The sequence below is a fragment of the Rhodococcus sp. WY5 genome (genome assembly GCF_018588185.1).
Classification (GTDB): Bacteria; Actinomycetota; Actinomycetes; order Mycobacteriales; family Mycobacteriaceae; genus Rhodococcus_F; species Rhodococcus_F qingshengii.
Map to the genome: position 1 here is coordinate 860,449 of NZ_JAAMPR010000001.1, position 25,177 is coordinate 885,625.

Annotated in this window: 24 protein-coding genes; 13 read left to right on the forward strand and 11 right to left on the reverse strand. The window is 62.7% G+C overall.

Translation table 11 applies throughout. The features are described 5' to 3' along the window. Positions 1-70: 70 nt before the first annotated feature. The gene (locus tag G4D79_RS03965; RefSeq protein WP_099696809.1) at positions 71-2,281 is read left to right on the forward strand and encodes a hypothetical protein; all 2,211 of its coding nucleotides are present in this window, start codon (positions 71-73) and stop codon (positions 2,279-2,281) included. Here G4D79_RS03965 and G4D79_RS03970 read toward each other — a convergent pair. Further along, positions 2,236-3,216: a Gfo/Idh/MocA family protein gene (locus G4D79_RS03970; protein WP_007731789.1), complete on the reverse strand. Its 981-nt coding sequence runs from the start codon at positions 3,214-3,216 to the stop codon at positions 2,236-2,238. The two genes, G4D79_RS03965 and G4D79_RS03970, sit on opposite strands and share 46 nt — an antisense overlap. 3 nt (positions 3,217-3,219) lie before the next feature. After that, positions 3,220-4,320, reverse strand: coding sequence for a DegT/DnrJ/EryC1/StrS aminotransferase family protein (locus G4D79_RS03975; RefSeq protein WP_042950324.1), 1,101 nt, complete (start codon positions 4,318-4,320; stop codon positions 3,220-3,222). 110 nt (positions 4,321-4,430) lie between these two features. Here G4D79_RS03975 and G4D79_RS03980 point away from each other — a divergent pair, with 110 nt between their 5' ends. Both G4D79_RS03980 and G4D79_RS03985 read left to right on the forward strand, forming a co-directional pair. Next, the gene (locus G4D79_RS03980) at positions 4,431-5,147 is read left to right on the forward strand and encodes a DapH/DapD/GlmU-related protein (RefSeq protein ID WP_099696810.1); all 717 of its coding nucleotides are present in this window, start codon (positions 4,431-4,433) and stop codon (positions 5,145-5,147) included. Between the two features lie 58 nt (positions 5,148-5,205). Then, positions 5,206-6,225 carry a lysylphosphatidylglycerol synthase transmembrane domain-containing protein gene (locus G4D79_RS03985; RefSeq protein WP_058038039.1) on the forward strand — a complete coding sequence of 340 codons (1,020 nt, stop codon included), beginning with the start codon at positions 5,206-5,208 and terminating at the stop codon, positions 6,223-6,225. A 7-nt stretch (positions 6,226-6,232) separates the two neighbouring features. On the opposite strand, the gene rfbB is transcribed toward G4D79_RS03985, so the two are convergent. Further along, positions 6,233-7,234, reverse strand: a complete 1,002-nt coding sequence (gene rfbB, locus G4D79_RS03990) for a dTDP-glucose 4,6-dehydratase (RefSeq protein ID WP_099696811.1) — start codon at positions 7,232-7,234, stop codon at positions 6,233-6,235. A 96-nt stretch (positions 7,235-7,330) separates the two neighbouring features. Between rfbB and rfbA the strand changes: the two genes are divergently transcribed. The 4 genes from rfbA to G4D79_RS04010 are packed head-to-tail and all read left to right on the forward strand — an operon-like array spanning position 7,331 to position 10,851. Continuing rightward, complete coding sequence (gene rfbA / locus G4D79_RS03995) at positions 7,331-8,206, forward strand: glucose-1-phosphate thymidylyltransferase RfbA (protein WP_003943968.1); 876 nt, start codon at positions 7,331-7,333, stop codon at positions 8,204-8,206. A gap of 1 nt (position 8,207) precedes the next feature. Continuing rightward, positions 8,208-8,813, forward strand: coding sequence for a dTDP-4-dehydrorhamnose 3,5-epimerase family protein (locus G4D79_RS04000; RefSeq protein ID WP_065455071.1), 606 nt, complete (start codon positions 8,208-8,210; stop codon positions 8,811-8,813). Positions 8,814-8,864: 51 nt separating this feature from the next. After that, the gene (locus G4D79_RS04005; RefSeq protein ID WP_065455070.1) at positions 8,865-9,956 is read left to right on the forward strand and encodes a S1C family serine protease; all 1,092 of its coding nucleotides are present in this window, start codon (positions 8,865-8,867) and stop codon (positions 9,954-9,956) included. Between the two features lie 34 nt (positions 9,957-9,990). After that, positions 9,991-10,851, forward strand: a complete 861-nt coding sequence (locus G4D79_RS04010) for a RimK family alpha-L-glutamate ligase (RefSeq protein WP_099696812.1) — start codon at positions 9,991-9,993, stop codon at positions 10,849-10,851. Here the strand turns inward: G4D79_RS04010 and G4D79_RS04015 are convergent. From G4D79_RS04015 to G4D79_RS04030, 4 genes are read right to left on the reverse strand one after another with little or no spacing between them, the layout of a single operon-like run. Then, positions 10,840-12,387, reverse strand: a complete 1,548-nt coding sequence (locus G4D79_RS04015; protein WP_058038043.1) for an AMP-binding protein — start codon at positions 12,385-12,387, stop codon at positions 10,840-10,842. The two genes, G4D79_RS04010 and G4D79_RS04015, sit on opposite strands and share 12 nt — an antisense overlap. After that, positions 12,384-13,622 carry a thiolase family protein gene (locus G4D79_RS04020; RefSeq protein ID WP_099696813.1) on the reverse strand — a complete coding sequence of 413 codons (1,239 nt, stop codon included), beginning with the start codon at positions 13,620-13,622 and terminating at the stop codon, positions 12,384-12,386. The genes G4D79_RS04015 and G4D79_RS04020 overlap by 4 nt, the downstream gene beginning before the upstream one ends. Beyond that, a complete protein-coding gene (locus tag G4D79_RS04025) occupies positions 13,619-14,551 on the reverse strand; it encodes a fumarylacetoacetate hydrolase family protein (RefSeq protein ID WP_030535808.1) in 933 nt (310 codons plus the stop codon). Before G4D79_RS04025 ends, G4D79_RS04020 begins: the two co-directional genes overlap by 4 nt. A gap of 53 nt (positions 14,552-14,604) precedes the next feature. Next, a complete protein-coding gene (locus G4D79_RS04030) occupies positions 14,605-15,396 on the reverse strand; it encodes a cyclase family protein (RefSeq protein WP_051649531.1) in 792 nt (263 codons plus the stop codon). A 209-nt stretch (positions 15,397-15,605) separates the two neighbouring features. On the opposite strand from G4D79_RS04030, the gene G4D79_RS04035 reads away from it, so the two are divergent. Continuing rightward, entirely contained in the window at positions 15,606-16,214 is a 609-nt protein-coding gene (locus G4D79_RS04035; protein WP_158170230.1) for a TetR/AcrR family transcriptional regulator, read from the forward strand. A gap of 13 nt (positions 16,215-16,227) precedes the next feature. On the opposite strand, the gene G4D79_RS04040 is transcribed toward G4D79_RS04035, so the two are convergent. Genes G4D79_RS04040 through G4D79_RS04050 form a run of 3 tightly spaced genes read right to left on the reverse strand, consistent with a single transcriptional unit; the run spans position 16,228 to position 18,667 of the window. Continuing rightward, on the reverse strand, positions 16,228-17,211 hold the full coding sequence (locus G4D79_RS04040) for an alpha/beta hydrolase (protein WP_030535811.1): 984 nt from the start codon (positions 17,209-17,211) through the stop codon (positions 16,228-16,230). 19 nt (positions 17,212-17,230) lie between these two features. Then, positions 17,231-18,139 (reverse strand): PIN domain-containing protein, encoded by a 909-nt coding sequence (locus G4D79_RS04045; RefSeq protein WP_099696814.1) that lies wholly within the window; start codon positions 18,137-18,139, stop codon positions 17,231-17,233. Between the two features lie 54 nt (positions 18,140-18,193). Then, positions 18,194-18,667, reverse strand: a complete 474-nt coding sequence (locus G4D79_RS04050; RefSeq protein ID WP_074447111.1) for a GtrA family protein — start codon at positions 18,665-18,667, stop codon at positions 18,194-18,196. A 63-nt stretch (positions 18,668-18,730) separates the two neighbouring features. On the opposite strand from G4D79_RS04050, the gene G4D79_RS04055 reads away from it, so the two are divergent. The 5 genes from G4D79_RS04055 (at position 18,731) to G4D79_RS04075 (ending at position 24,280) form a co-directional block, all read left to right on the forward strand. After that, complete coding sequence (locus G4D79_RS04055; RefSeq protein ID WP_003943934.1) at positions 18,731-20,164, forward strand: FAD-binding oxidoreductase; 1,434 nt, start codon at positions 18,731-18,733, stop codon at positions 20,162-20,164. After that, positions 20,161-20,922, forward strand: a complete 762-nt coding sequence (locus G4D79_RS04060; protein WP_007731800.1) for a decaprenylphospho-beta-D-erythro-pentofuranosid-2-ulose 2-reductase — start codon at positions 20,161-20,163, stop codon at positions 20,920-20,922. The genes G4D79_RS04055 and G4D79_RS04060 overlap by 4 nt, the downstream gene beginning before the upstream one ends. Before the next feature lie 90 nt (positions 20,923-21,012). Further along, a complete protein-coding gene (locus G4D79_RS04065) occupies positions 21,013-22,866 on the forward strand; it encodes a galactan 5-O-arabinofuranosyltransferase (protein ID WP_099696939.1) in 1,854 nt (617 codons plus the stop codon). A 73-nt stretch (positions 22,867-22,939) separates the two neighbouring features. Further along, complete coding sequence (locus G4D79_RS04070) at positions 22,940-23,548, forward strand: TetR/AcrR family transcriptional regulator (RefSeq protein WP_099696815.1); 609 nt, start codon at positions 22,940-22,942, stop codon at positions 23,546-23,548. Positions 23,549-23,647: 99 nt separating this feature from the next. Continuing rightward, positions 23,648-24,280: a hypothetical protein gene (locus G4D79_RS04075; RefSeq protein ID WP_231915915.1), complete on the forward strand. Its 633-nt coding sequence runs from the start codon at positions 23,648-23,650 to the stop codon at positions 24,278-24,280. 21 nt (positions 24,281-24,301) lie between these two features. Here the strand turns inward: G4D79_RS04075 and G4D79_RS04080 are convergent, their stop codons facing one another. Then, positions 24,302-24,991 carry an MspA family porin gene (locus G4D79_RS04080; RefSeq protein WP_037126068.1) on the reverse strand — a complete coding sequence of 230 codons (690 nt, stop codon included), beginning with the start codon at positions 24,989-24,991 and terminating at the stop codon, positions 24,302-24,304. Positions 24,992-25,177 lie beyond the last annotated feature (186 nt).

Here is a 25,177-nt window from a genome sequence, read left to right on the forward strand (position 1 = left end):
CAGGCTCCGAGAAAAAGAGCACGACCCAGGCTCCGAACAACAGCCATCGACTCGAAGACGAAAGCACATCGTGAAATCTGACTTACCGCTCGCACAACGCGTGGTGCCGCCAATTCTTCTCGCCGCCCTGGTGTCGATCGTCGCCGCCATCCCACTGATCTCCAATCGGTGGTTCTACTACTGGGACGACAGCGCAGCAGCTTTCACGCCTGGTTGGCACACGATCGGCCAGCGAATCCTGTCCGGGTCATGGCCGACGCTCATTCCCGAATTGTGGGCCGGCGGCAATGTCACAGCCGAAGCCCTTTACGGGACATACAATCCCGTGATCCTTCTGGATTCGGTTGCCATTGCACTCATTCCGAACCTGGGAATCGGAATCACCCTGGTCAAGATGCAATTCATGGCGATTCTCGCGGTAGGCGTTTATCTGGTGGCCCGCCAGTACGGCGCCAATCGGTCGATGGCTTTCATCGCCGGATTTGCCATGCCGTTCGCCGGATACACGCTCTATTTCGACGCCTCCAGTTGGGCGTCCGGGCTGATCGCCTTCGCCTGGATCCCCCACGTCTGGTGGTCTACCCGCGCCAGCGCCCTCGGCCGAGTGAACCCCCTGGTACCGATCGTTTTCGGCTATCTTGCGATGACCACCGGAAACCCGTACGGCGCTGTCGGTGTCGCGGTCGTCTACCTCGCTGTCATAGCGGAATGCATCGCAATCAAACGCGCAGGCAGCATCAAATCACTGATGATCAGCGCGGCAGCGATCATCATGATGTCGCTGATCGTGTATCTACCGTTGCTCTTCACCACCGGCGTGTCGGTGCGTACTCAGTCCGGAATCGCGAACGACGGTTCGCTTCGACCCGATCTCGGTGACCTGCTCAACCTCTCCGGCCCGTCGAACCAGCCGTACGTCACCGCTTTCGCTTCGCCTGCCATGACGATTCCGCTGGTGTACCTGGCTTGGTTCCTCATACCGCTCGCACCGTGGATTCAGTGGAAGTCACTGAAGAAGTTGGGCCGCCACAGCGTCTCGCTGTTCGTCTTCGGCGGAATTTACGTCGTACTACTTCTCGGACCGTCGAATCTGTGGCTTTTCCGTTGGCCCGCGCGACTGCTCGAGTACGGTCAACTGCCCGCCATCGTGGTCACGGCGGTCGCCCTCTCTGCCGGACTGCATCGTGATCGAATCCGGACAAGATCAATCATCACCGCGGGATTGTTGGCACTTCAGTTCTATCTTGCCTGGTCGAATGTCCCGGAAGACATCGGTATTCACTCGGCATCACTGATAATCACCGTGGTTCTCACCGTCTTCGCGTTGGTCGTGGCCTACCGAAAGCCCCGCTACCTCGCCGGTGCACTCGCTGTCGGCATCGTCGTCGTGCTCAGTGCTCAGACCAATTTCTGGTTCACCGGAAACTACAACGTGACACCGTGGAAGTTCCCCAGGCAGGTGGCATTCCTGGAGTCCAAGTTCGAGGACCGTTACCAGGGAACCACTTTCGCGATTGCCGACCCCGTCAACATCCCGCCGGACAACGAAACCGGGCAGTGGGGTGACCTCCTGTTCGGCAACGCCTGGCAGCCTGCCGGAGTCAATGCCGTCAACAGCTACGCCGGAATCAGCTACAACGATTTCGTTCAAGCACTGTGCTTGAACTACTACGGCGGTGTCCAGTGTCCGGACGGCGTCGACCGACTGCTCGCTGAGTCGCCGGGAACGGGTGTGTCCTGGCTCGACGCGATGCGAGTCGACACGGTCGTCGTTCAGAATTCCGGACCGTACGGCGGAAAACGCGCCCTCGACGCCCTACCGGAGGGCGAGTGGACCGTATCGCCGGATCGGGTGGTCACGGTCGGCCATCGCACCACCGAGCATCAGTGGCCCGACGGTCGCGTATCGGCAACGACGCCTGGTCTCGACGTGCGTGGCGATGCCGCCACTACGGACACCAGGGAAACCGTCGAATACACCGGATCAGGCACGGTCACATTCGCCCTGCTGGCCTGGCCGGGTTGGAGCGCGACCGTAGATGGTCAGACGGTCGAGACGAAGGCCAGCCCCGGCGGGTTGTTGCAGGTCGATCTACCGCCGAGTGCCACGTCCGGATCCGCCCTCACCATCGAATTCAGTCCACCCGGAAGCACTTTCGGCTGGACTGTCGCCGGCGTCGGATTGCTCCTGGCACTGTCTCAAGGAGCGTGGGCCTTCCGACGCCGACGCAGCGGTCAGGACGACAACGCTGCAGCCAACGCAGATTCCGTCACCTCGTGAACCGCGCGGTGAGCGGGCAGAATCGACGCTCGCTCACCGTCTGCGTCACCGGTGCCCTGCACCAATCCGAGGAAATGCGTCAGCTGCGCGGCAAGCGGTTCCTCGCTGTAGCGGATCGTCGGAATTTCGATGACCGTCTGCTGCTGGTAGCCGTCCCGATCGGTGGGCATGTTGTCGTCGATGTGCCGGTAGATCGTGATGTCGCGACGCAAGAGATCGATCTCGATGAGTCGATCGGCCTCGAGCAACGACAGCTGGCGAATCTTGCGCTGACTGATCCGGCTCGCGGAAATCGTTGCAACAGCACCTGATCCGAAGCGCAATACGGCGTCGGCGCAATCTTCCGACCGGTTCTGCACGGATGTCGGGTGGAAGTAGCCGAACTCCCCTTTTGCCAAACTGGGTTCCGAGCCGGCAAATCCGATGGCAAGGTCGATATCGTGAATCAGCAGGTCCGTCGCGACACCCGTCGGAATGCGGGAAACGAACGGCGAGTGGCGGATACCGTTCACCTGCCACACATCGCCGGAGAACTCACGGGCGGTGCGGACAGCGGGATTGAACCGTTCGAGCAGTCCACACATCAGGGGAACACCGGACGCGCGCGAACGATCGACCAGGTCGACGCTCTGCTCGTACGTCGCAGCCAACGGCTTCTCCACCAGGACAGGCTTCCCCAGATCGAGAACCCGCCCGGCCAACTCGTAGTGCGCCGGCGTAGCAGCGGCGATCACGACGGCGTCGATACCGTCGAGCGAGTCGAAATCGGCGGCCCAACGCGTATCGAACCGCGCAGCGACAGCTTTGCCCTGCTCCTCGCGCGGCTCGATCAGCAGATCCAACTCGCACAGCGGCGACTGCGCGATGACCCGCGCATGCAGCGAGCCCATCTGACCGGATCCGACAAGAGCGATACGTGGCTTGCTAGCAGTCATTTTTCAGGCCTCCATGGCGCCGCGAACCGCGGCAACGATCTGATCGACGTCGCCGGCGGACAACGCAGCGTGGACGGGGATGCTCAGGCACCGCGACGCAACCGAAGTGGCCACCGGCGTCTCGTCGATGACGACGCGCGGATGTTCGCGGTAGCACTCGTAGTCGTAGACGGCCTTCGGGTAGTAGATGCCGCTACCGATGTCCTTCGCGGCCAGACGCTCACTCAACTGGTCGCGAGTGATCGGTGCGTCTTCCGCCAGCAGCAAGGTGAACTGATGCCAGACATGTCCACGACCGGACAGTTCGCTCGGCAGGATCAGTCCTTCGACGTCCTTCAGGCCGACACGCAAGGCCTCCGCATTCCGGCGGCGCGCCTCGACCTGCTGCATGTACGTCGCCATCTGGGGCAGAGCCAAGCTCGCCTGGAGGTCAGTCATCCGGTAGTTCTGGCCGACCATCTCGTACTGGTAGCGCGCCCGCATGCCCTGGTTGCGCAGGACCCGAAGTCGATCGGCGATCGCGTCGTCGTCGGTCGTGATCATTCCGCCCTCGGCGGTCGTGAGGTTCTTCGTTGCATAGAACGAGAAGCAACCCACACCGAAACTGCCGGCGCCTCGCCCGTCGTACGTCGCTCCGTGGGCCTGAGCGGCGTCCTCGACGACAGTCAGACCGTTTTTCGATGCCAGCGGCATCAATGCGCCCATGTCCGCCGACTGTCCGTACAGATGAACCGGCATCAGCACCTTCGTGCGGTCACCGATTCGATCGGCAGCGACTGCCGGGTCGATGTTGAAATCGGACTCGGAGATATCGGCGAACCGCGCCGTCGCGCCTGCCTCGAGAATCGCATTGAGCGTGGCCACGAACGTGAACGGCGTGGTCAAAACCTCGTCACCTGGCTGAAGATCCTGGACCTGGAGAGCCGCGATCAACGCCGTAGTGCCGTTGTTCACCGCCACCGCGTGTCGCGTGCCCACCAGCGCCGCGAACTCGTCCTCGAGCCGCTTCACCTTGGGTCCCTGCGCGACGATTCCCGATCGCAGAGTGTCCAGCACCTCGCGCTCGACTTCTTCCCCGAACGAGATACTGGATATCGCGATCACTGAGTTACCTCCGATAGATTCATCCGACCGTCGTCGGAACGAAATACCCCGACAACCCAGGAAGCGTATCGAAACACGATTCGATACTTCGAGAGGATTCCGGAACCTGCATGTCTGAACGAGCCGACTGCCACATCCATCCGACCGCCGTGATCGGCGCCGACGTACTGATCGGGGCGGGAGTCACGATCGGACCGAACGCGGTACTCACGGGCCCACTCGAGATCGGCGACGACTGCTGGATCGGCTCGGGAGCGGTCTTGGGAGCTCCCCCCGAGATCCTCGGCGCGTTACATCCGACGTCCTGGTCCGTCAGCGCCGGTCTGGGAATTCGAATCGGTGCTCGAACGACGATTCGCGAATTGAGCACAGTCCATCAGGGAAGCGAACGCCGCACCGAAATCGGCGAAGACTGCTTCGTGATGAACAGAGTGGGAATCGAGCACGACGTGCAGATCGGTGACCGCTGCGTCGTGTCCTCCGGTACGACGCTTGCCGGGCACGTCAGCGTCGGAGACGGCGTCAACCTGGGCATGCACACTGTCGCGCACCAACGACGCGTCGTCGGCTCCGGATCCATGATCGGCATGGGAACCGTCGTGGTCAAGGACGTCCCGCCCTTCTCCAAGGCCTTCGGCAACCCGGTGTCGTTGCACGGTGTCAACCGGGTCGGAATGAGCCGATCGGGTATCTCGGACGCGGACATTTCCGCAATCGAAGACCTCTACGCCGCCGGCAGCTTCGGCACGTCACCGGCCATTCCGGACTCGCTGTCGGAGGCCTTCACCTGGTGGCGGGAACGCGCCGACAAACCGCTCGTGGTTTAGCGAGACAAATCCTGGTTGGTATCGTCTGCGAAATGACGAACGGGCGGGATGCAGGCGCGTGAGTACCTCTCCCGAATCTGAACAACCGGTCGAAGACGTCGAACCGGCCGCAGAGCCGAACGCTCTACGCGGCCTTCTCGTCAACGGATTCAAGGTCCTCGTCACCCTCGCGATCGTCGTCGCGATCATCTTCGCGGTGAAGTCCCAATGGTCCGAGGTCAAGAACACGATCACCGAGCTGAACTGGTGGACGCTTGCCGCCTCGTCGGTGTTCATCTTCCTCGGTATGGGTGCCGCAGTGCGGGCCTGGCAACACGCACTCGGCGCCCTCGAACAACCGATTCCGGCCTTCGACGCCGCTCGCGCTTATCTGGTCGGCCAACTCGGCAAGTACCTTCCCGGCAGTGTCTGGGCCTTCGTTCTGCAAACGGAACTCGTGAGGCGCGCCGGTGTGTCCCGTGCCGCAGGCTTTGTCGCAGTGCTGGTCACGGTGGGGTTGAGCACAACTTCGGCGCTGGTCGTCGGCCTCTTCGGTCTACCTGCCCTGTTCGAGGTCAGCACGGCGGCAGCGGTCGGCGTGATCATCCTCGTACCGATCGCATTGGTCTGCGCCTACCCGCCGGTGCTCACACGCCTGGTGAACCTCGCGCTGAAACTGCTCCGCCGCACGCCGCTGCACAAGCCGCTCACGATGCACAAGATTGCGCTCGCGTTGGGCTGGTGCGCAGCAAGCTGGGTGCTCTACGGCATCCAGTTGTGGCTGCTCGCGTCCAGTTCGGCCGGCTTCGAAATCCGTGGGCTCGTCCAGTGCATCGGCGCTCTCGCCCTCGGTATGTGCGCGGGGGTCCTCGTCTTTGTCGTCCCGTCCGGAATCGGTGTCCGCGAAGCCGTCATCGTCGCAGCGCTTTCACCGTTCATGGATGCCGGCGTCGCGCTCGGCCTCGCACTGGCGTCGAGGCTGCTGTTCACCCTCTGTGAGGTCTTTGCCGGCGTCGTGGCTGCACTGTCGGGATCACGAGGCCTGCGCAATGCACTCGTGCACGAGCGCTCGCGGGTGCCGGACCCCACCAAAGCCTGACGTTCGGTCAGATCACTTTCTCGGCCGCGGAATACTGCGTCTCGACGCCGGCCTTCTGCGGACGCCACCACTGCTCGTTGTCGCGATACCACTCGACGGTGGCTTCCAGTCCGCTTCGGAAATCGCGGTACTGCGGCTTCCACCCGAGCTCCTGCTGCAGTCGCGTCGAATCGATCGCATACCGCAGATCGTGACCAGGGCGGTCGGTGACGAAGTCGAAATCGTCCGGCTTGCGTCCGAAAATTTCGAGCAGAGCCGCAATCACCGTCCGGTTGTCGGTTTCACCGTCGGCGCCGATCAGATAAGTCTCGCCGGACTTTCCGCGGTCCAGAATGTCCCAGACGGCGCGGTTGTGGTCCTCGACGTGAATCCAGTCGCGGACGTTGCGGCCTTCCCCGTACAACCGTGGACGCACTCCGTCGAGCAGATTGGTGATCTGGCGTGGGATGAACTTCTCCACATGCTGGTACGGGCCGTAATTGTTGGAGCAGTTCGAGATGGTCGCCGCGATCCCGAAGGAGCGCACCCAGGCGCGCACGAACAGATCACTCGACGCCTTGGACGCGGAGTACGGGCTCGACGGGTTGTACGGTGTCGTCTCCGTGAACTTCGCCGGATCATCCAGTTCGAGGTCGCCGTACACCTCGTCGGTCGAAATGTGGTGATAACGGACCCCGTGCGAACGCACTGCCTGCAGGAGCGAGAAGGTTCCCATGACGTTGGTGCGCAAAAACGGTTCGGGGTCGGCGATGGAATTGTCGTTGTGGCTTTCGGCCGCGAAGTGCACGACTGCGTCGGAGCGCAAGACAAGATCGTCGACCAGCGACTCGTCGGCCACGTCGCCGTGGACAAACGTGATCCGGTCCTCGACGGACGCCAGGGACTGGCGATTTCCGGCGTAGGTCAGAGCGTCGAGAACCGTGACTTCCACGTCGGGACGCGTCGCCACCGTCTGATGAACGAAATTGGCACCGATGAAGCCGGCACCCCCGGTGACCAGTAGTCGCACGTCATCTCCTCAGGCTCATCGGACGAACCCCACTTTAGCGGCCGGGCGTGTCATGTCCGTTTGCGTCGGCAGGCAGGAGTGCAGGACACTGCACGCATGCGCGGAATCATTCTGGCCGGTGGCACCGGGTCGCGGTTGCACCCGATCACCCTCGGAGTGAGCAAGCAACTCTTGCCCGTCTACGACAAGCCGATGATCTACTACCCGCTCTCCACTCTCATGCTCGCCGACATTCGCGACATCTTGATCATCACGACCCCACACGACGCCGAACAATTCCGCCGGGTTCTCGGCGACGGCTCACAATTCGGCGTCAACCTCACCTATGCAGTGCAACACGAACCGAACGGCCTCGCAACGGCATTCACCCTCGGCGCAGAGCACATCGGATCCGACTCCGTGGCGCTCGTCCTCGGCGACAACATCTTCTACGGCCCCGGCCTCGGAACCCAACTCAGGCGTTTCTCCGACATCGACGGCGGAGCCGTATTCGCTTACTGGGTCTCGAATCCGACCGCCTACGGCGTCGTCGAATTCGACGACTCGGGTCGCGCCGTGTCCATCGAGGAAAAGCCGACGTCACCGAAATCCAATTACGCAGTCCCCGGCCTCTATTTCTACGACAGCGACGTCGTGGACATCGCACGCACTCTGAAGCCCTCTGCGCGTGGCGAATACGAAATCAGCGACATCAATCAGCACTATCTCGAAGCTGGCAAACTTTCTGTCGATGTCCTCCCCCGCGGAACCGCGTGGCTCGACACCGGCACACCCGATTCCCTGCTCGAGGCAGCGAACTACGTGCGGACCATCGAACACCGCCAAGGCCTCAAGATCGGTTCCCCTGAAGAGGTTGCGTGGCGTCAAGGATTCATCAGCTCCGACCAATTACGCACTCAGGCAGAAGCATTGGGCAAATCCGGGTACGGCAACTACCTACTCGAGCTGCTCGAGCACGGCAAGGAATGGTGACGTGGAAATCCGTCCACTGAAGATCGCCGGAGCTTGGGAAATTACACCGAAGCAGTTCGGCGACAACCGCGGTGTCTTTCTCGAATGGTTCAAAAGCTCCGCCTTCACCGCCGCGACGGGCCGCACTCTCGACCTCGCGCAGGCCAACTGCTCGGTCTCCGAAGCCGGTAGCCTCCGCGGGATCCACTTCACCGACAATCCGCCCGGACAGGCGAAGTACATCACCTGCGTGAAAGGTGCCTTCCTCGACGTTGTCGTAGACCTGCGCGTCGGATCACCGACCTTCGGCGAGTGGGATGCGGTGGTGATCGACGACGTCGATCGACGAGCGGTGTTCCTGGAGGAAGGCCTCGGCCACGCGATCCTTTCACTCGAAGACGGATCGACAGTGATGTACCTGTGCAGCATCGAATACTCGCCCCACCTGGACCGCGACCTCGATCCCTTCGATCCGGAACTCGAGATCGAATGGCCGAGAACAGACCGTAAGGGCAACCCTCTGACCTACGAGCTCTCCGCAAAGGACGCTGCCGCGCCGTCCCTGGCGACGCTCCGCGCGGACGGCATGTTGCCCGGTTTTGTGGCCGAAGATTCGCCGAATCGGTAATCTTCACCTTTCACGACTCGATGGCATGACACCGGCGGGACGGACGGCTGGATGACCAAACGTGCGAGCAGACGCGGCCTGTGGACGGCCGTCGTTCTCGCAGCCGGCCTCGGTGGTCTCGCGCTGGTCGCACCGCCCCTGACTCCGGGAACGATCGAGTCCGCACCGGTCACCGTCATCACGACCACCCCACCCGCGCCGGTTGTTCCGCTCACCCCGGAGGAGCTCTCGGCCCGGGTGGTCCCCACCATCGTCACCATCACGGCGCCGGCCGGATTCACCACCACTGCTGGGACCGGGATCGTGCTCTCCCCTGACGGAGTGGTGCTCACGAATCACCACGTCATCAGCGGAGCTTCGGACGTCACTGCCGTCAGCATGTCCAACGGACTGATCTACGACGCCGAGATCCTCGGGTACGACAGCGTCAGCGACCTTGCTGTCCTTCGACTCGCGGGCGCTGACGATCTGCCGGTGGCTGTGGTCGGCAAATCAGCAGAAGCCACTCGTGGGGATGCCGTCACCGCAATCGGAAATGCGGAAGGCGGCGGAGTACCCGTCCCTGCTCCCGGCGTCATCACCAACCTCGGTGTCACCGTCAACACCCGCAACGTGTCCGACGGATCGCGAAACCAGTTGAAGGGCCTCATCGAGGTCGACGCGGACATCCGGCCTGGCGATTCCGGTGGCCCCCTGGTCAACGCCATTGGCGAGCTGATCGGCGTCAGCAGCGCGGGCAACGCCGTCACCGACCGCACCGAAACCTCACCGGCGCCTCAGTCCTACGCGATACCGATCGACACCGCACTACCGATCGTCGAGCAGGTACTCGGTGGCCGCTCCTCCGAGAACGTGCGTGTGGGACCGACACCCGTACTCGGTGTCGCGGTGAAGGATCACGCGGACATGCCGGCCGGCGCCGAAGTTGTTGCCGTGAGCTTCGATTCGCCGGCCGAGCGGGTGGGGCTGACCAAAGGTGCGGTCATCACCGAGTTCGGTGGCAGCCGGATCGCGTCGTCCGCTGATCTCAACGCGGCGATGAGCTCGCGCCGCCCCGGCGACACCGTCGCGGTGACGTGGGTGGACGCAACCGGGCAACCCGGGACCGGGTCGATGGTCCTCGACGAGGGGCCACCTCGCTAGTCGTACAGGGCGCCAGCCGTGAAAGCATCGTGGCATGACCACGGTTCTCCTGCTCACCTGTGACGGCGCCGCCCGCGAGGCGGATGTCGAAAGCAAACTCGTCATGGATGCTCTCACCTCCTACGGCATCGCGTCGACGATGGCGCCGTGGTCGAGCCCGTCCCTCCTCGATATCGACGCCGACCTGGTTCTGATCCGGTCGACCTGGGACTACACCCAGCGCCTCGACGAATTTCTTGCCGTTCTCGATCAGCTGACCGCTCCGATCGCCAATCCACTCTCGATCGTGAAGTGGAACGCACACAAGGGATACCTCACCGAACTTGCCGCGGCCGGCGTACCTATCGTCCCCACCGCTGTGATCGCTGCCGGACAGAGCGAAACACTCACCCTCCCTTCGTTCGAGGGTGCCGACGTCATCGTCAAGCCGGCAGTGTCCGCCGGCGCTGTCGGAGTGGGAAAGTTTGCCTCGGGGTCCGCGCAGGCCCACGCTCACCTCAGCTCGATCCTCGAGAGTGGCAACGACGCGTTGGTCCAGCCATTCGTCTCGGACGTCGTCGACGGTGAGCGCTCGATCATCCACATCGGCGGACGCTACTCGCACGCTGTCCGGAAGATCCCGGCCGCCAACGACTTCCGCGTGCAGGAATTTCACGGCGGAACCAACCACCTCCACGAACCGTCCGCCGCCGAACTCGCGGTGGCCGACGCAGCACTGGCCGCGACCCCATGCGGCCCCGGCGAATTGCTTTATGCGCGTGTGGACGTCGTGGGTCCGGTGGATCAGCCACTGCTCATGGAAGTGGAACTGATCGAGCCAGAACTCTTTCTGCCATTCGCCCCTGGATCTGCCGACGCCCTCGCACGGGCAGTTGTCGCGTCACTAGGTCGGTGACGCGCCACGGAGTGCCTTCTTGTCGATCTTCCCCAAAGCAGTGAGCGGCAGCGCTTCCAGAATCGAAATCTCCTTGGGCGCCCAGATCGGACCCTTGTGCGATCTCACGTGCGCGATGAGTTGATCGGGTGTGACCGACCATCCCGTCTTCAGTACGACTGCGGCGGTAACAGCTTCTCCCCATTGAGAATCGGGGACACCGAATACCGCACATGCTGCCACCGCGGGATGATGTCCGAGTGAGTCCTCGACTTCGCGCGGGTAGACGTTGAATCCACCACTGATGATCGTGTCTTTGATGCGGTCGACGATCGAGATGAGCCCACTTTCGTCGATTCGAGCAACGTCGCCAGTGTGCAACCACCCATTCGCGAGCGCTGCAGCGGTTTGTTCAGGTTTGTTCCAATAGCCGTCCATCACGAGCGGACCTCGCACACAAAGCTCGCCGGGTACGCCCGTCGCCGTCTCGTTTCCCTGCTCGTCAAGCAACACCACTTCGACACCTGGCATCGCGCGCCCACAACTCCCCAAAACTGCGGGATCGTCCGTGTGCTCACGTGTATCGAGTACCGTCAACGCATTCGGGGCTTCGGCCTGACCGTAATGCTGGCTCAGGATCGGCCCGAACACCGCCCCTGCCTGCTCGAGCCTGGTGGGGTCGATGGGTGCAGCACCGTAAAGCATCCAGTTCAGCCCAGACAGATTCGCATCCGACAGGCGTGGATGGTCGAGTAAGGCATAGAGCATCGTGGGAACCACGAATGTAGCTGTGACTCCGCCATTTTCGATGGCGTCGACAACTCTGTCCGGGTCGAACGACCTGTGCAACTCGAAGCTTGCACCTCGCAGCAGACCGGGTGCGACGAGCAGACCGGCAGCATGAGACATCGGCGTAGTGAGCAGCATGGTGGTTTCAGCCGGCCACTCCCACGTGGTGCAGGCCCAGGCATTGGCGACCAAGGATCGGTCCCTGAGCATGACGCCTTTCGGCTCACCGGTGGTTCCACCGGTGTAGAAGAGATACAAAGCTCGACCCTGACCGCCTAAGCCTGAACCTATTCCCGCCGTACCCAATTCACACGCTGATTCGAGGGCTGACAGTGACATCACTCGAGTCTGTGCCGCTTCGGCGCGTACCTGGAACTGTCCGTCGGCAACCAACAGGAGATCGGTACCACTGTCTTTCAGCACCATCCTGTCGTTCTCTTCGGTCGCGAGCGGATGGAGTGCCGTGTAGCGCACGCCCGCCAGACACGCCGCGGCCATGACCGTGAATGCTTCAGGACACGGCCCCGCAAGCAGGGCGACCCCGGCTCCGTCCGGCAGAGCGAAGCTACTGAGGACACCTGCAATCCGCTCGATCTGTTCCGCAGTCTGCCAATATGTCAGCTCGGCCCGATCACCGTTCCGATCCGTGAATCGAAACGCGATGTGGTCTGGTCGGCGTCGCAGCGCCGACAGAATCAGATCCGCATATCCCGCTTGCACCTGCAAGCCTGGCGCCATCGGTTCATCGTTCATGATGTCCGCGTTCATCGTGGCCCTCCCAAGATCGTGACCGCGGCGACGGCTTCCTCGATGCCGTAGAGACCTCCGCCGTTCTCTGCGACCGCGATTCGAGCACCCGGAACTTGTCGCCGCCCTGCTTGTCCACGCAACTGCGTGACAAGTTCGAAGACCTGCGCCAGTCCCGTTGCCGAGACCGGATGACCACGGGACTCGAGCCCACCTGACGGATTGACCGGACGCACGCCTCCCAACGAACTCGCACCGGACGCCGACCACGCGCCGCCCTCACCGATCGGGCAGAACCCCAGATTCTCGACCTGCTGCACTTCACCGAAGGCCGTGGCGTCGTGGACCTCTGCCACATCCACATCGCCTGGCCCGACTCCGGCTTCCTCGTATGCGCTCATTGCTGCACGGCGACCGATGTGACTCTCCACGTCATCTGCGGTCCGATCCGTGCCTGACACCAAGCTGCAACCGAGTACCTGCGCCGCCCGCCGAGAGGAATCGTGCCTTCGAGCAAAGTCCGCACTGGTCACAATGACCGCCGCTGCACCGTCACTGACGGGCGAGCACATCGGAACTGTCAGAGGCCACGCGACTCGCCTTGCGGCAAGCACCTCTTCGACGCTGAAGAGTTTGCGAAAGTGCGACCGCGGATTGTGCACGGAATGCGCATGATTTTTGGCTGATACGGACGCGAGCTCGAACTCGGTGGTTCCGAATCTCTCCATGTGCGCCCGGGCAAGAGAAGCGTAGATCTCCATGAACACCGACCGCTCACCCTGCGATCCGAGTGCATCCGGCAGCGGAGCGGACAGCGAAGCAAGGCCCGCGAGCGTCTCGTCGCGATGCGCAACGTCGAGTGCACCGTCGAACACCTCCAGACTTCGAGCCGGATCCGAGCACACCAGCTTGTCCACCCCGACCGCCAACGCGACCTCGGACAGACCGGCGCGAACGTGGGCGATCGCCAGCCAGAGTGCAGTCGCGCCGCCGGCGCAGGCATTTTCGACATTGACGACCGGGACTCCCCCGAAACCGTATGGCCTCAAGGCAATCTGGCCTGGGATCATGTGCTGCCGGTCGATCGCCTTCTGGCTGACTGTCGCGTAGAAGACCGCACCGACGTCACCGCGGGTCAGGCCCGCGTCTTCGACGGCATCGATCGCCGCACGCCCCGCCAATTCCGAGGCCGCGGTATCCGCGTGCCGCCCGAAGAGAGTCGCGCCGACACCGAGAACCATGACTTCGCCGCTCACGCCACCACTCGATTCCTCAATACACCGAGGCCGGTGACCTCGAGTTCGACTACGTCTCCCGGTTCCAGGAACCGCCCGTGCTCCAAGCCGCATCCACTCGGCACGGTGCCGGAACAGAAGACTTCACCCGGGTACAGCCGCGTGGAAGTCGAAGCGAACGAAATCACGTCCTCGAAACGATGGTCCATGTCGGCGCTGGTTCCTCGGCTCACCTCGTCTCCGTTGATTCTCGCGGTCATCTCGAGTTGGTAGGGGTCACCGACTTCGTCGGCCGTCACGATCCAGGGCCCGAGGACATTCGCGTTCGAAAAGTCCTTGCTCTTACTGAGACCGAGTCCGGTGGAGATCTCCTCGAGCTGAGTATCGCGGGCGCTGAAATCGTTGAAGATGGTGTAACCGAAGATATGCGCAGGGGCATCCGCGCGTGAGATGTCGGTTCCACCGCGCCCCAGCACACAGGCGAATTCGAGTTCGTAATCGCGCAGGCTCGAGTACTCGGGCCACACGACGTCAGATTTGTGTCCGGTCACCGCCAATCGGTTCGCTATGTAATACAGCGGGCGCTCCAACTGGATCTTCGGCAGTTCGACGTCCTCGAGTGCGACCCCTTGAATTCGGGCGCGAGCGTTGCGGAAGTGATCCATGAAGCAGCCGAAGTCTCGGATCTGGACCGGCTGAGGAAGCGGCGACATCCAGCGCACATCACCTGCGTCGACGATTGCACTTGCCGGCGGCTCGTCTGCGAGCCGATCCAGCGTCTCCCGTGCCGCCGGACCACCTTCGATGATGGTTTGCATGGTTTCCAGTTCTGGAGCCGGTTTTCCCGTCACATCATGATGAGCTCGCTCGAGTAACAACAGTTGCTCGCCGCTGCCCGTCACCAGAGCCGTCTGCTGAGTCTTTTCGTATTCGACGGTCGCAAGTTTCACTGTGAGTCAATACCTTTCACTGAATTGTTCGTTAGGTGAGGCAGGAATTTTGCTCAGACGAACGCGACCACACGAGCCGGGGCAGCGCTGGCTCGCGCAAGCTTGATCGGGAAAAACGCCACGTGAAATCCCGAGGGCGGAAGCGCGGCGAGGTTCGCCAGTTGCTGAACGATGAATACTTCACGTTCGCGTCCGGCCCGGTGCCCGTCCCAGAGAACCGAGTTGTCCCCGGTGTCACGAAATTTCTGCGCCATGACTGCAAAGCTCAAGTCCCAGCCGGCAGCGTCGGTGCCCAGCACCTTCGCGCCTTGCTCGGCGAGAAACAGCGTGCCTTCGCGACTCATCCCTGGATACTGAAAGAACCCTGGATCAGCCAAGGTGAAGCTCTCTTGTCCGGTACGGAGCAACACGGCACCACCCTGGGGAACGGACGCACCGTTTTCCGCCAGGGCAGCTTTCAGCGCGTCCACCGAGATCGGCTGATTCGCCTCGCACCGGCCGCGCAGGTCGAGCACCACTGTCTCGCAGAACAATTCATCCAACGCGATGTCTGTGATCGTGCGAGAAGGCTTACCCTCCGAGGTTGATCCGTAGTGCAACGGCGCGTCGACGTGTGTGCCCAGATGGCTGTTGAACTCACTCAACATCTCCGATCCCCACCCCTCACCGTCCGGAAGATCATGAACTCCGCACTGCAGTGCTGCCGCGAACTCGTCGCGTCCGGCACCTGCGGGGTGCGAGTAGGTCACCGAGGGGGCAACGACGGAAGCCAGTGCCTTCAAACCCTCGGGGAGCAATTCCCGATCGGCCGGATCGAGAGTTCTAGTCAGATCGATGAGTTCCATGTCCGCCCATTCCGTTAAGTTATTGGACGCTCAGCATAGAACTGGACGATCAACATAGGCAAGAGGGTGTCGCGAGAGGAATACGGCCGGCCGATGGCCGGCCTCGTAGCATGAGTGCGGTGCGCAGGTCTCGGCCCCGACGGGCGCGTCGACGTCACCGCGTGCCGGAATTGGCTGCACTCGAGAACGAAAGAAGGCAGGAACACCGAATGGCGTCGACACGCAAGCAGGAGATTTCCGAGGAAACCAGACGGCGACTGGTGAAAGCCGCGGCCGAACTGGCTGCCGAAGGCGGGTCGACCGCGATGTCCGTACAAGCCGTGGCAGAAAGATCCGGTATCAGCAGAGGGTCCGTGGCCTGGCACTTCGGATCGAAGGACGGGCTTCTACGAGCCGTCGTCGAGGACGCATTCCGGTGGGGCATGGAAAAGCTACGCGCAGAGTTGGCATCATCCTCGGCGACTGGAATCGAAGCATTGATCGAAGCCAACTTCGTACTGATGTCATACCCCGAGGCACGAATTTTCTCGACCATCTTGATCGAAGCCGTGATTCCCGGGTCCACCATCCGCGAGACCTACGCAGAGCAGTACGTCGCAATGCGAACGCTGTACGCGGACTACCTGCGTTCGATCGACACCCCGGTCACCAATCCGGAGTTGGTTGCCGTCACCCTTCTGGCCGGCACTCTCGGGATCAACCTCCAACATCGCCTCGATCCCGACAACGTCGATCGACGTTCAGCAGTAACCGAGCTCGAATCGATCTATGCCCGCGCGATGGCACCTACCACAACGTCAGGACACGAGAATCCCTAACCGGACCGGAAGTTCAACTTCCCGAACAACTTTCGCCCGCGACCTGGGGCGGGACCGCATCCAGCCTGGCGCGAATGAACCTGGCAACGTCACGTAGCGCAGCCCGGCTCTCCGGCAAGCCAGGCCAGACGGCGGGAAACGCGTGAACCTGGCCGTTCCAGATCTGCAGCGAGCACGGCACCCCCGCGGCGGCGAGCCGTTGCGCCATCACCTCCGAATCGACTCTGAGCACCTCGGATTCGGCGGCGATCAGCAACGACGGCGGCAGAGCGGCCAGATCGCCGTCGACGGGTGAGTTCGTCTGTCCGCCAAGCTTTCCGATCGCCATCAATGCCGACACCGGGGCGATCACGTCGCGTCGAGCGTTGGCGTGGACTGATTTGGTGGTGCAATCGAGATCGAGGAGAGGTGAGAGCCCGACAAGACCGGCCGGAACCTCGAGCCCCGCGGAAACAGCTGCAAGTGCCGTCGCGAAGACCAGAAAGCCTCCGGCCGAATCGCCAACGAAGACAACCTTTTCCGGCAAGGCTCCCTGTTCGAGGAGCCACCGGTATGCATCGAGACAGTCGTCGACGGACCCGCTGATGCTCGTGCTCGGCAACTGTCGATATGCGATGTGCAGGACCGGAAGGCCGGTTCGCTTGGCGATGCTTGCAACGACCGGCCGATGCGTGTTGAGCCCGCAGCACATGAACCCGCCGCCGTGCAGGTAGAGAACAACACCGTCGCGCAGATCAGCCGTCGAGCCTGCCGTCCGCACGAGTTCACCGTCGAAACCTGGAAAGCGAATCGCTTCCCGATCGATCCCGGACGGAATGCGTACACCCGCGGCCGAGTCCAGCACTGCGGCGCGGCGCATGGCGCCAGGCGTCAGCGGCGCGATCCCGACCACGGGCCGAAGCATCCATCGACACGCGTTGTAGAGGACCTGCGATTCGATACTCGGCCTGCCGTATCGAGTTCCGGTCCTTCGACTGACTGTCGGCAACAGAGACATCTGTCCAGATTAGAAGCGATCAGGCACCGAAGAGGTCGACTTCGTCGAGATCGTCGACGATCGTGACCTTTCGTTTCCGCCCGCCGATGACCTTGCCCAGACCGCGCAGTCCACCGGACTGAGCTTTCGGGGCGGGTTCGATGCGCTGCGGCGCAACTCTCGTCCGCGCTGCGCGCTGAACAGGCTTGGGGGCGGGGGCTGCTGCAGGTGCCGCGGGTTCGGGAACCTCGGCTGGAACCACCGCTTCCGGCTCCACGAAGCCCTGAGCAACCGGGGCCTTGGGCGCGACCTCAGCGGCTTCCTCGACCTCCGCCACCTGCTCCACCTGCACCGGTCCGTCGATCACCGGGATGTCCGACGCCCAGCGAACCCGATACTCGAGGCCGCGCGACGCCAGTTCACGTGCGAGATCGCCATGCCAGACCCCGTCTTCGCCGTCGCCGTATACCCGTGCGTCGGAACTGACCCAGATCACGTCGACGCCCGGGTTCCGGTCGGCGAGATCGAGCACGGTCAGCCAGTTCAGCGTCGCCGGATATCCGTCTCGCTTCTTCTTGTCGGTATAGGGCCGACGCAGCGAGATCGCCCTCTCGGCCACCTCGAGATGCGACACGTCGACTGGATCGACCACTTCGACGCCGATCGCCACGAGGTCTTCGATCACGCCGTCGACGTAGCCGTCGGCCTTGTCGTGAGCCGCGTCGACAAATCTCGTGAGGTCACGCCGCAACCCCAGTCGGTCGTACATGCGCGCCTGGACGCTCAGAGCCGCGATCATCTCCGCCGATTCCTCGCGGTAGCGGCTTGCAACCTCGAGGACGACCAATCGCGGCACGACGACGCGGTGTCCGAGCGCGCGAGCGTCGGCGACGGCAGTGTCGAACCGTGCACCCCTGGTCAGGGCCGAAGAATCGAGAACGATGATCATGGGCTCGATTCTCTCTCGAGAAACCGGACGAATGCGCTAATCCACCCCGAACCGTTACTTGATCTTGAAGATCACTGCCCGCTGAACGATGAAGTTGATGACCGTCGCGGTGCCCTGCGCGATGACGAAGGCCAGCGGTGTCCGCCACCAATGCTCGTCGAAGACATGGACCATCAGTTCGTTGAGTCCGACCTGAACCGCAAAAGTGACCGCGTACAGCGCGACTACAGCGATGAAGCGGGCGCGAGAAGGCTCGGCCTTGAACGTCCACCGACGATTGATGAGGTACGCCGTCGTGGTGCCCGCAACGAAGCTCAGCGATTTTGCGGCGACGCGCGGCAACCCCAACGCGAGGAGCAGCACATACAGCCCGTAGTCCACGACCGCCGACAGCCCACCCGTCGCGACGAACCGGACGATCTGCGTTTTCAGGTCCAACGCGTCGTCGGCGATGTCCGTCGTGACAGGAATCTCGACGGGCAGCGGGACGTGGGGTTCGTGCTGGTGACTTGCAGGTGTTTCGGGCACGACGACGAGAGTAACCACTCGAGTCGGAGCCGTCGGCACTACTCCCAGGTAACCTCTACCTTGATGTCCACGACAGCAGAAGAGACGCCGCAGCCGGCTCTCCACACCCAAGCCCGCACCCTCACCGGTTGGGGACGCACCGCCGCCACCACTGCACAGGTGCTGTCCACCCCCGACGTGGAAGTGATCGCCAACGCGGTCGCCCAGGTTGCGGAACAGAACGATTCCAAGCCCTCGCATCTGCGACGCGGCGTCATCGCGCGCGGCCTCGGCCGCTCGTACGGTGACCCAGCGCAGAACGCCGGCGGCCTGGTCATCGACATGAATGCACTCAGCCGCATTCACCGCATCGATCGCGACACCGCTCTGGTGGACGTCGACGCCGGCGTGAATCTGGATCAGCTGATGAAGGCTGCTCTGCCGTTCGGCCTGTGGGTTCCGGTCCTGCCGGGTACTCGTCAGGTCACGATCGGCGGCGCCATCGGCTCGGATATCCACGGCAAGAACCACCACAGCGCGGGCAGCTTCGGCAACCACGTCGTGTCGTTGGATCTGCTGACGGCCGACGGCAAGGTTCGCACGCTCACCCCCAAGGGCGGGCGCAACGACCCGAAGGCCGCACTGTTCTGGGCCACGATCGGCGGCATGGGCCTGACGGGCATCATCTTGCGGGCAACCATCAAGATGACACCGACCGAGACGGCGTACTTCATCGCCGACGGCGACGTCACCAACAGCCTCGACGAGACCATCGCGCTGCACAGCGACGGCAGCGAGGCCAACTACGAGTATTCGAGCGCCTGGTTCGACGCGATTTCCGCGCCCCCGAAGCTCGGTCGTGCGGCAGTCTCGCGCGGATCTCTGGCGAAGCTCGACCAGCTTCCGGCCAAGCTGCAGAAGAACCCGCTCGCCTTCGACGCACCGCAGTTGCTGACGTTCCCCGACGTCTTCCCGAACGGGCTGGCCAACAAGTTCAACTTCACCGCGATCGGTGAGGTCTGGTTCCGCAAGTCCGGCAAGTATCGCGGCAAGGTCCAGAATCTGACGCAGTTCTACCACCCGCTCGACATGTTCGGTGAGTGGAACCGCGCGTACGGATCCAACGGATTCCTGCAGTACCAGTTCGTGGTTCCGCCGGAGGCCGTCGACGAGTTCAAGAAGATCATCGTCGACATCCAGCGCAGCGGGCACTACTCGTTCCTCAACGTGTTCAAGCTCTTCGGCGAAGGCAATCAGGCGCCGCTGAGCTTCCCGATCCCGGGCTGGAACATCTGCGTCGACTTCCGCATCAAGCCGGGCCTGAACGAGTTCGTCACCGAACTCGACAAGCGTGTCCTCGAATTCGGCGGACGCCTGTACACGGCCAAGGACTCGCGGACGTCCGCGGAAACCTTCCACGCCATGTACCCGCGCATCGACGAGTGGATCGCGACGCGCCGCAAGTACGACCCCACAGGCGTTTTCGCCTCCGATATGTCCAGAAGGCTGGAACTGTGATCAACGCTGTAGGTAACCCGCAAACCGTTTTGCTTCTCGGTGGAACCTCCGAGATCGGCCTCGCCATCTGTGAGGAATACCTGAAGAAGGCGCCGCTCCGCGTCGTTCTGGCGGCACTCCCTGGCGATCCGGGACGCGAAGCTGCGGTCAAGCAGCTCGAAGCGAAGGGTGCCACCTCGGTGGAGCTCATCGATTTCGACGCCGTTGATTTCGAATCGCACCCGAAGGTGATCGACCAGGCGTTCTCGAACGGTGACGTCGACGTCGCCATCGTCGCCTTCGCACTGGACGGTGACTCCGAAGAGCTGTGGCAGAACCAGCGCAAGGCCGTTCTGGTGGCAAACGTCAACTACACCGCTTCCGTCTCGGTCGGTGTTCTTCTCGGCGAGAAGATGAAGGCTCAGGGCTTCGGCAAGATCATCGCGATGTCGTCGGTTGCCGGCGAGCGCGTCAAGCGTGCCAACTTCGTCTACGGATCCACCAAGGCGGGCCTCGACGGTTTCTACCTCGGACTCGGCGAGGCTCTCGCGGAATTCGGACCGCAGGTCACCGTCGTTCGCCCCGGCATGGTGCGCACGCAGTTCAGTGCCCACGTCAAGGAAGCTCCGCTGACGGTCAACAAGGACATCGTCGCGAAGCTCGCTGTTGCCGCCTCGGACAAGGGCAAGGAAATCGTCTGGACTCCCGGCCCGTGGCGCTTCGTCATGATGGGTCTTCGCCACGTGCCGCGCCCGATCTTCCGGAAGTTGCCGGTTTAAGCTCCTCCCGTGCCAGAAACAACAACTGCTCCGAGTACAGACCTTTCGACCCCGTCGCCGTGGCGTAATGCCGCGGCGACGGTGGTGGAAATGGCCCTCGGAGCGCTGGTCGCCGCTGTTGTAGCCGCTGTCGGGCTCTTTGCTTTCGGCCGAGTGCAGTGGCCGGCGTTCACCTCTTCCAATGTCACGCAGGCAGTCACGACGGTGCTGCAGGTGCTCTGCATCGCAGTGGTCGGTGTTGCGGTTCTGATGTTCCGCGCCCGCAAGGCCGAGCGGGTCGCAAAACTCCTCTCGTGGGCCGGGCTCTCCGGCTTCGTCACCACGACGCTCGGACTTCCCCTGGCCGCGACGAGTCTGTATCTGCACGGCGTCTCGGTCGATCAGCAGTTCCGGACCGAGTACCTGACCCGGCTGACGGATTCTGCTGCGCTGCAGGACATGACGTACGTGGATCTGCCGCCGTTCTACCCGGCCGGCTGGTTCTGGATCGGTGGACGCGTCGCGAACCTGCTGGGAATGGACGGCTGGGAAGCCTTCAAGCCTTATGCGATCGGCTCGTTGGCTGTCGTCGCCGTCGTTGCACTCGTGTTGTGGACCAAGCTGATTCGACGCGATTGGGCCGTCGTCGCGGCATTGGCCGTCACTGCCGTCGTGTTGGCGTACAACTCCCCCGAGGCGTACGGCGCCGTCATCAACCTCCTGATCCCGCCGGTGCTGATCCTCGCGTGGGGCGCATTGGACCGGCCGGGGGCATCTCGATTTGCCGGAGCCGGCGCAATACTCGGGACGGGCCTGTTCCTCGGTCTCGCCGCAACGGTCTACACGCTCTATCTCGGATTCGCCGCGTTCGCAGTGACTCTGATGGCCTTGGTTGCCGCAGTACTTGCCGCACGCGCCCAGAACACGTGGAAAGCCGCACTGGGACCCCTCGTCAGGCTCGCCGTGATCGCGGTGATCTCCGGCCTGGTGGCTCTGACCGTCTGGACGCCGTACCTGCTGAAGGCACTCTCCGGTGCCACCGCAGAGTCCGGCACCGCAATGCACTACCTCCCCGATTCCGGTGCGGTGCTGCCCTTCCCGATGCTGAGCTTCACCCTTGTCGGTGGACTGTGCCTACTCGGCACGATCTGGCTGATTTCGCGGTTCCTGTTCTCCCGCCGCGCCCGAGCACTCGGTATCGGCGTCATCGCCGTGTACCTGTGGGCACTGTTGTCCATGACGTTCACCGTTGCCGGCAGTACGCTCCTCGGTTTCCGACTGGAGCCGGTACTGATCGGACTCCTTGCCGCCGCCGGTGTGTTCGGTTTCTTCGAGTTCGCCGGTTGGATCGTGCTGGGCACCAGCGAAAATCCTCGCGTCAAAGCGGTACTGGTTGCACTCGGTGTCATCGGAGCCATCGCTTTCGCGCAGAACATCCCGCAGGTGCTGGCGCCGGATATCGCTGTGGCATACAGCGATACCGACGGTAACGGCGAGCGCGGCGACAAGCGGCCCCCGGGTGCCGAAGCCAATTACGCCGACATCGACCGGATCATTCGCGAGCAGTTGGGACGCGAACCCCATGACACGGTGGTCCTCACTGCCGACATCGGCTTCCTGAGCTTCTACCCGTACTTCGGCTTTCAAGGACTGACGTCGCACTACGCGAACCCGCTCGCCGATTTCCGTGCGCGCGCTGCGCTGATCGAGCAGTGGTCGGAGCTGAAGACGCCTGACGAACTGGTAGCTGCGCTGGACTCGGCGCCGTGGCGCAGCCCCGACGCCTTCGTCTTCCGCCAGGGCGCCGACGGGTACACGCTGCGGTTGGCAGAGGACGTCTACCCCAACGACCCGAACGTCCGCCGCTACACGGTCACGTTCCCCAAGGAACTGTTCGACGATCCTCGTTTCACCGTGACCGAGCAGGGGCCGTTTGTGGTCGTTACCCGCTCTGACGCAATCTAACCAGGAGATACGTCACAAAAGGCTTACCGTCGGGGTCGTTGACGCGACCCCGACGCACCCCTAACTTCATACCGTGCCCCGAACCGATGCCCGAGCGGCGATGATCGATGCAGCCGAGCGTCTGGTTGCCGAGCGAGGTCTGGCCGCTCTGACTCTTCGTGATGTTCAGACCGAAGCCGGGCAGGCCAACAAATCGGCTGCGCAGTATCACTTCGGGTCACGTGAAGGTTTGCTGGCGGCCGTCGTCGAGTCCAGAATGCGACCTGCCGGTGAGCGTCGTCGTGAGTTGCTCGACGCGATCGATCTCGACGCGAATCCACCGATGATGCGTGCCCTCATCGAGGCTCTCGTCCTGCCGTTGGCGGAACAGACCATCTACCGCGAGGGCACGTTGTACGCACGGTTCCTGGTGCAGTCGATCTTCGACCCGGCGATGTCGTCGACTATCCGTGACCACATGCAGGCCGAGAGTTTCCGCGAAGTTCAGCGGCGGATAGTCGCTGCGTCCTCGTTACCGGCAGAGATCGCCGAACTTCGGGCGGGAACTCTGACCGTGCTCACCGTCGTCACTTTTGCCACGTGGGAAGGCCGCGTCGACAGCCGCGAACGTGCTCACGTGATCGTTGCCGACCTGATCGAAAGTTGCCTCGGAGCACTCTCGGCCCCGGCTGCGCAAATCTGACACGCGGTCCGGCGAGTTTGTTTCCGAAACTGCCGGGGTACTCAGCCCCTCCAAGCGCAGTCGAGCAAACGGCCGCATCAACCACCGGCGGGGTAGGTGATGACAGTGAGCGAACTCGTTGCGCAAAGCCGCGAGCTTGTACCGCATCGTGCAGTTCTCGATTCCGCAGAGCATGTTCTGGTCATTGCGCGCGGCAAACCGTTCGGGCGCGAACAGGCTTTCCATGAAGTGTTGAGCGTCGCGATTCGCAATCGCATCGAAGTACTCACTCTGGCAAGGGCTCTCATCGACGTGTCCGAGTCCCGCGACTACCGCGCGATCCCGACCGACACCGCGCACACCGTTGCGGTGCTCGAATGGGGCGAGCTACTCGAGATCCCCACCGAACACCACCAGAAGTCCAGGGCCGAGTCATCCGAGGACGTCGATGAATCGAGTGAACCCGACGATCCGATCGAACCCGAATATCTGGTCGAGACCGACGTGGGCGGACGGGTCGTCTTCGTCGCCCTCGCGTTCACGATCGGCGGGATAGTCGGATTCTTCGCGCACGACTGGGCACTTCTGCTTCTGATCACCGCCGTGTACCTCGTGTGGATCGCGGCACGGTTGGTCGCGAAACTCGTCAGTGTTTCCCGTAGTGCCCACTGGGCGGACGCTTCGCCGATTCGTGGCGCCGATTCGACCACACGGAACGCGGAAAACTCCCACCATCACGCTGTTGCAGCGTGACGGCGGGAGCATCCGCTTTCGCTAAAGCCTCTGCGGTACACCGTAAGTGACGACGGTATCGCCATTCGACGTGACAGCCTTCGCGTACGGCCTGATGGTCACCGGACCGATTGCTCCCTGTACGTAACCGTGAACTCCGGACAGACGGACAGCGGCTTCGGGACCGTCGAACTCCTGATCTTCGAGCAGCGCGACGTCGGTGATACCGCCCGGCGCCAGGTCGACGTCCAGTTCCTGCGACGGAATGATGTCACCACCGATGACGAACCCATTGGAAATATCCAGGCCCAGTTCGAAATCCGGAACCAGACCGATCCCGAGGTTCGTTCCACTCTCGACTGCCCAGTCGAGACCAGGACTGTTGAGAACGACCGTCGCGCCGGTCAGCGCGATCGGGTAACCGATCTGATAACCGATCGTCAGCTTCGTTCCGGTGAAGCTTGCCGCGTCCGGCCCGTCGATCTTCACGCCGGCAACCCCGTCGTGGAAGAACTCGACACTCAGCGGTGAGCTGTCGAGAGGCGGAAAGACGTGGATAGCGGTATCAGCCTGGAAGACTTCTATCCGATTCCCTTTGACGTCGGTGATCGAACTGGTGTTGTCAACGCCTGCCGACGCCGTCCCACCCCCCAGGACAACGGCCAACAAGGCCACTGCTCCTACTGCGCTACTACGAACTGCTGTCTTCGACATGCACAAGCACCATCCCATCCGGTATAGGCCCCGGACGTAGGTTCCAACTCTTCGTCGAGGATGGGATTCGTCGGGGCTGCCTGAACAAACGCGAGCAAGATCCTTGTTGCGATACCCCGGTCACGAACCCGTCAAACGGTGCACGAAAACATTACTTTCCGGACAAGTCGGGCGGACCGGTTTGTCCCGCTGACTGCGCCCGCT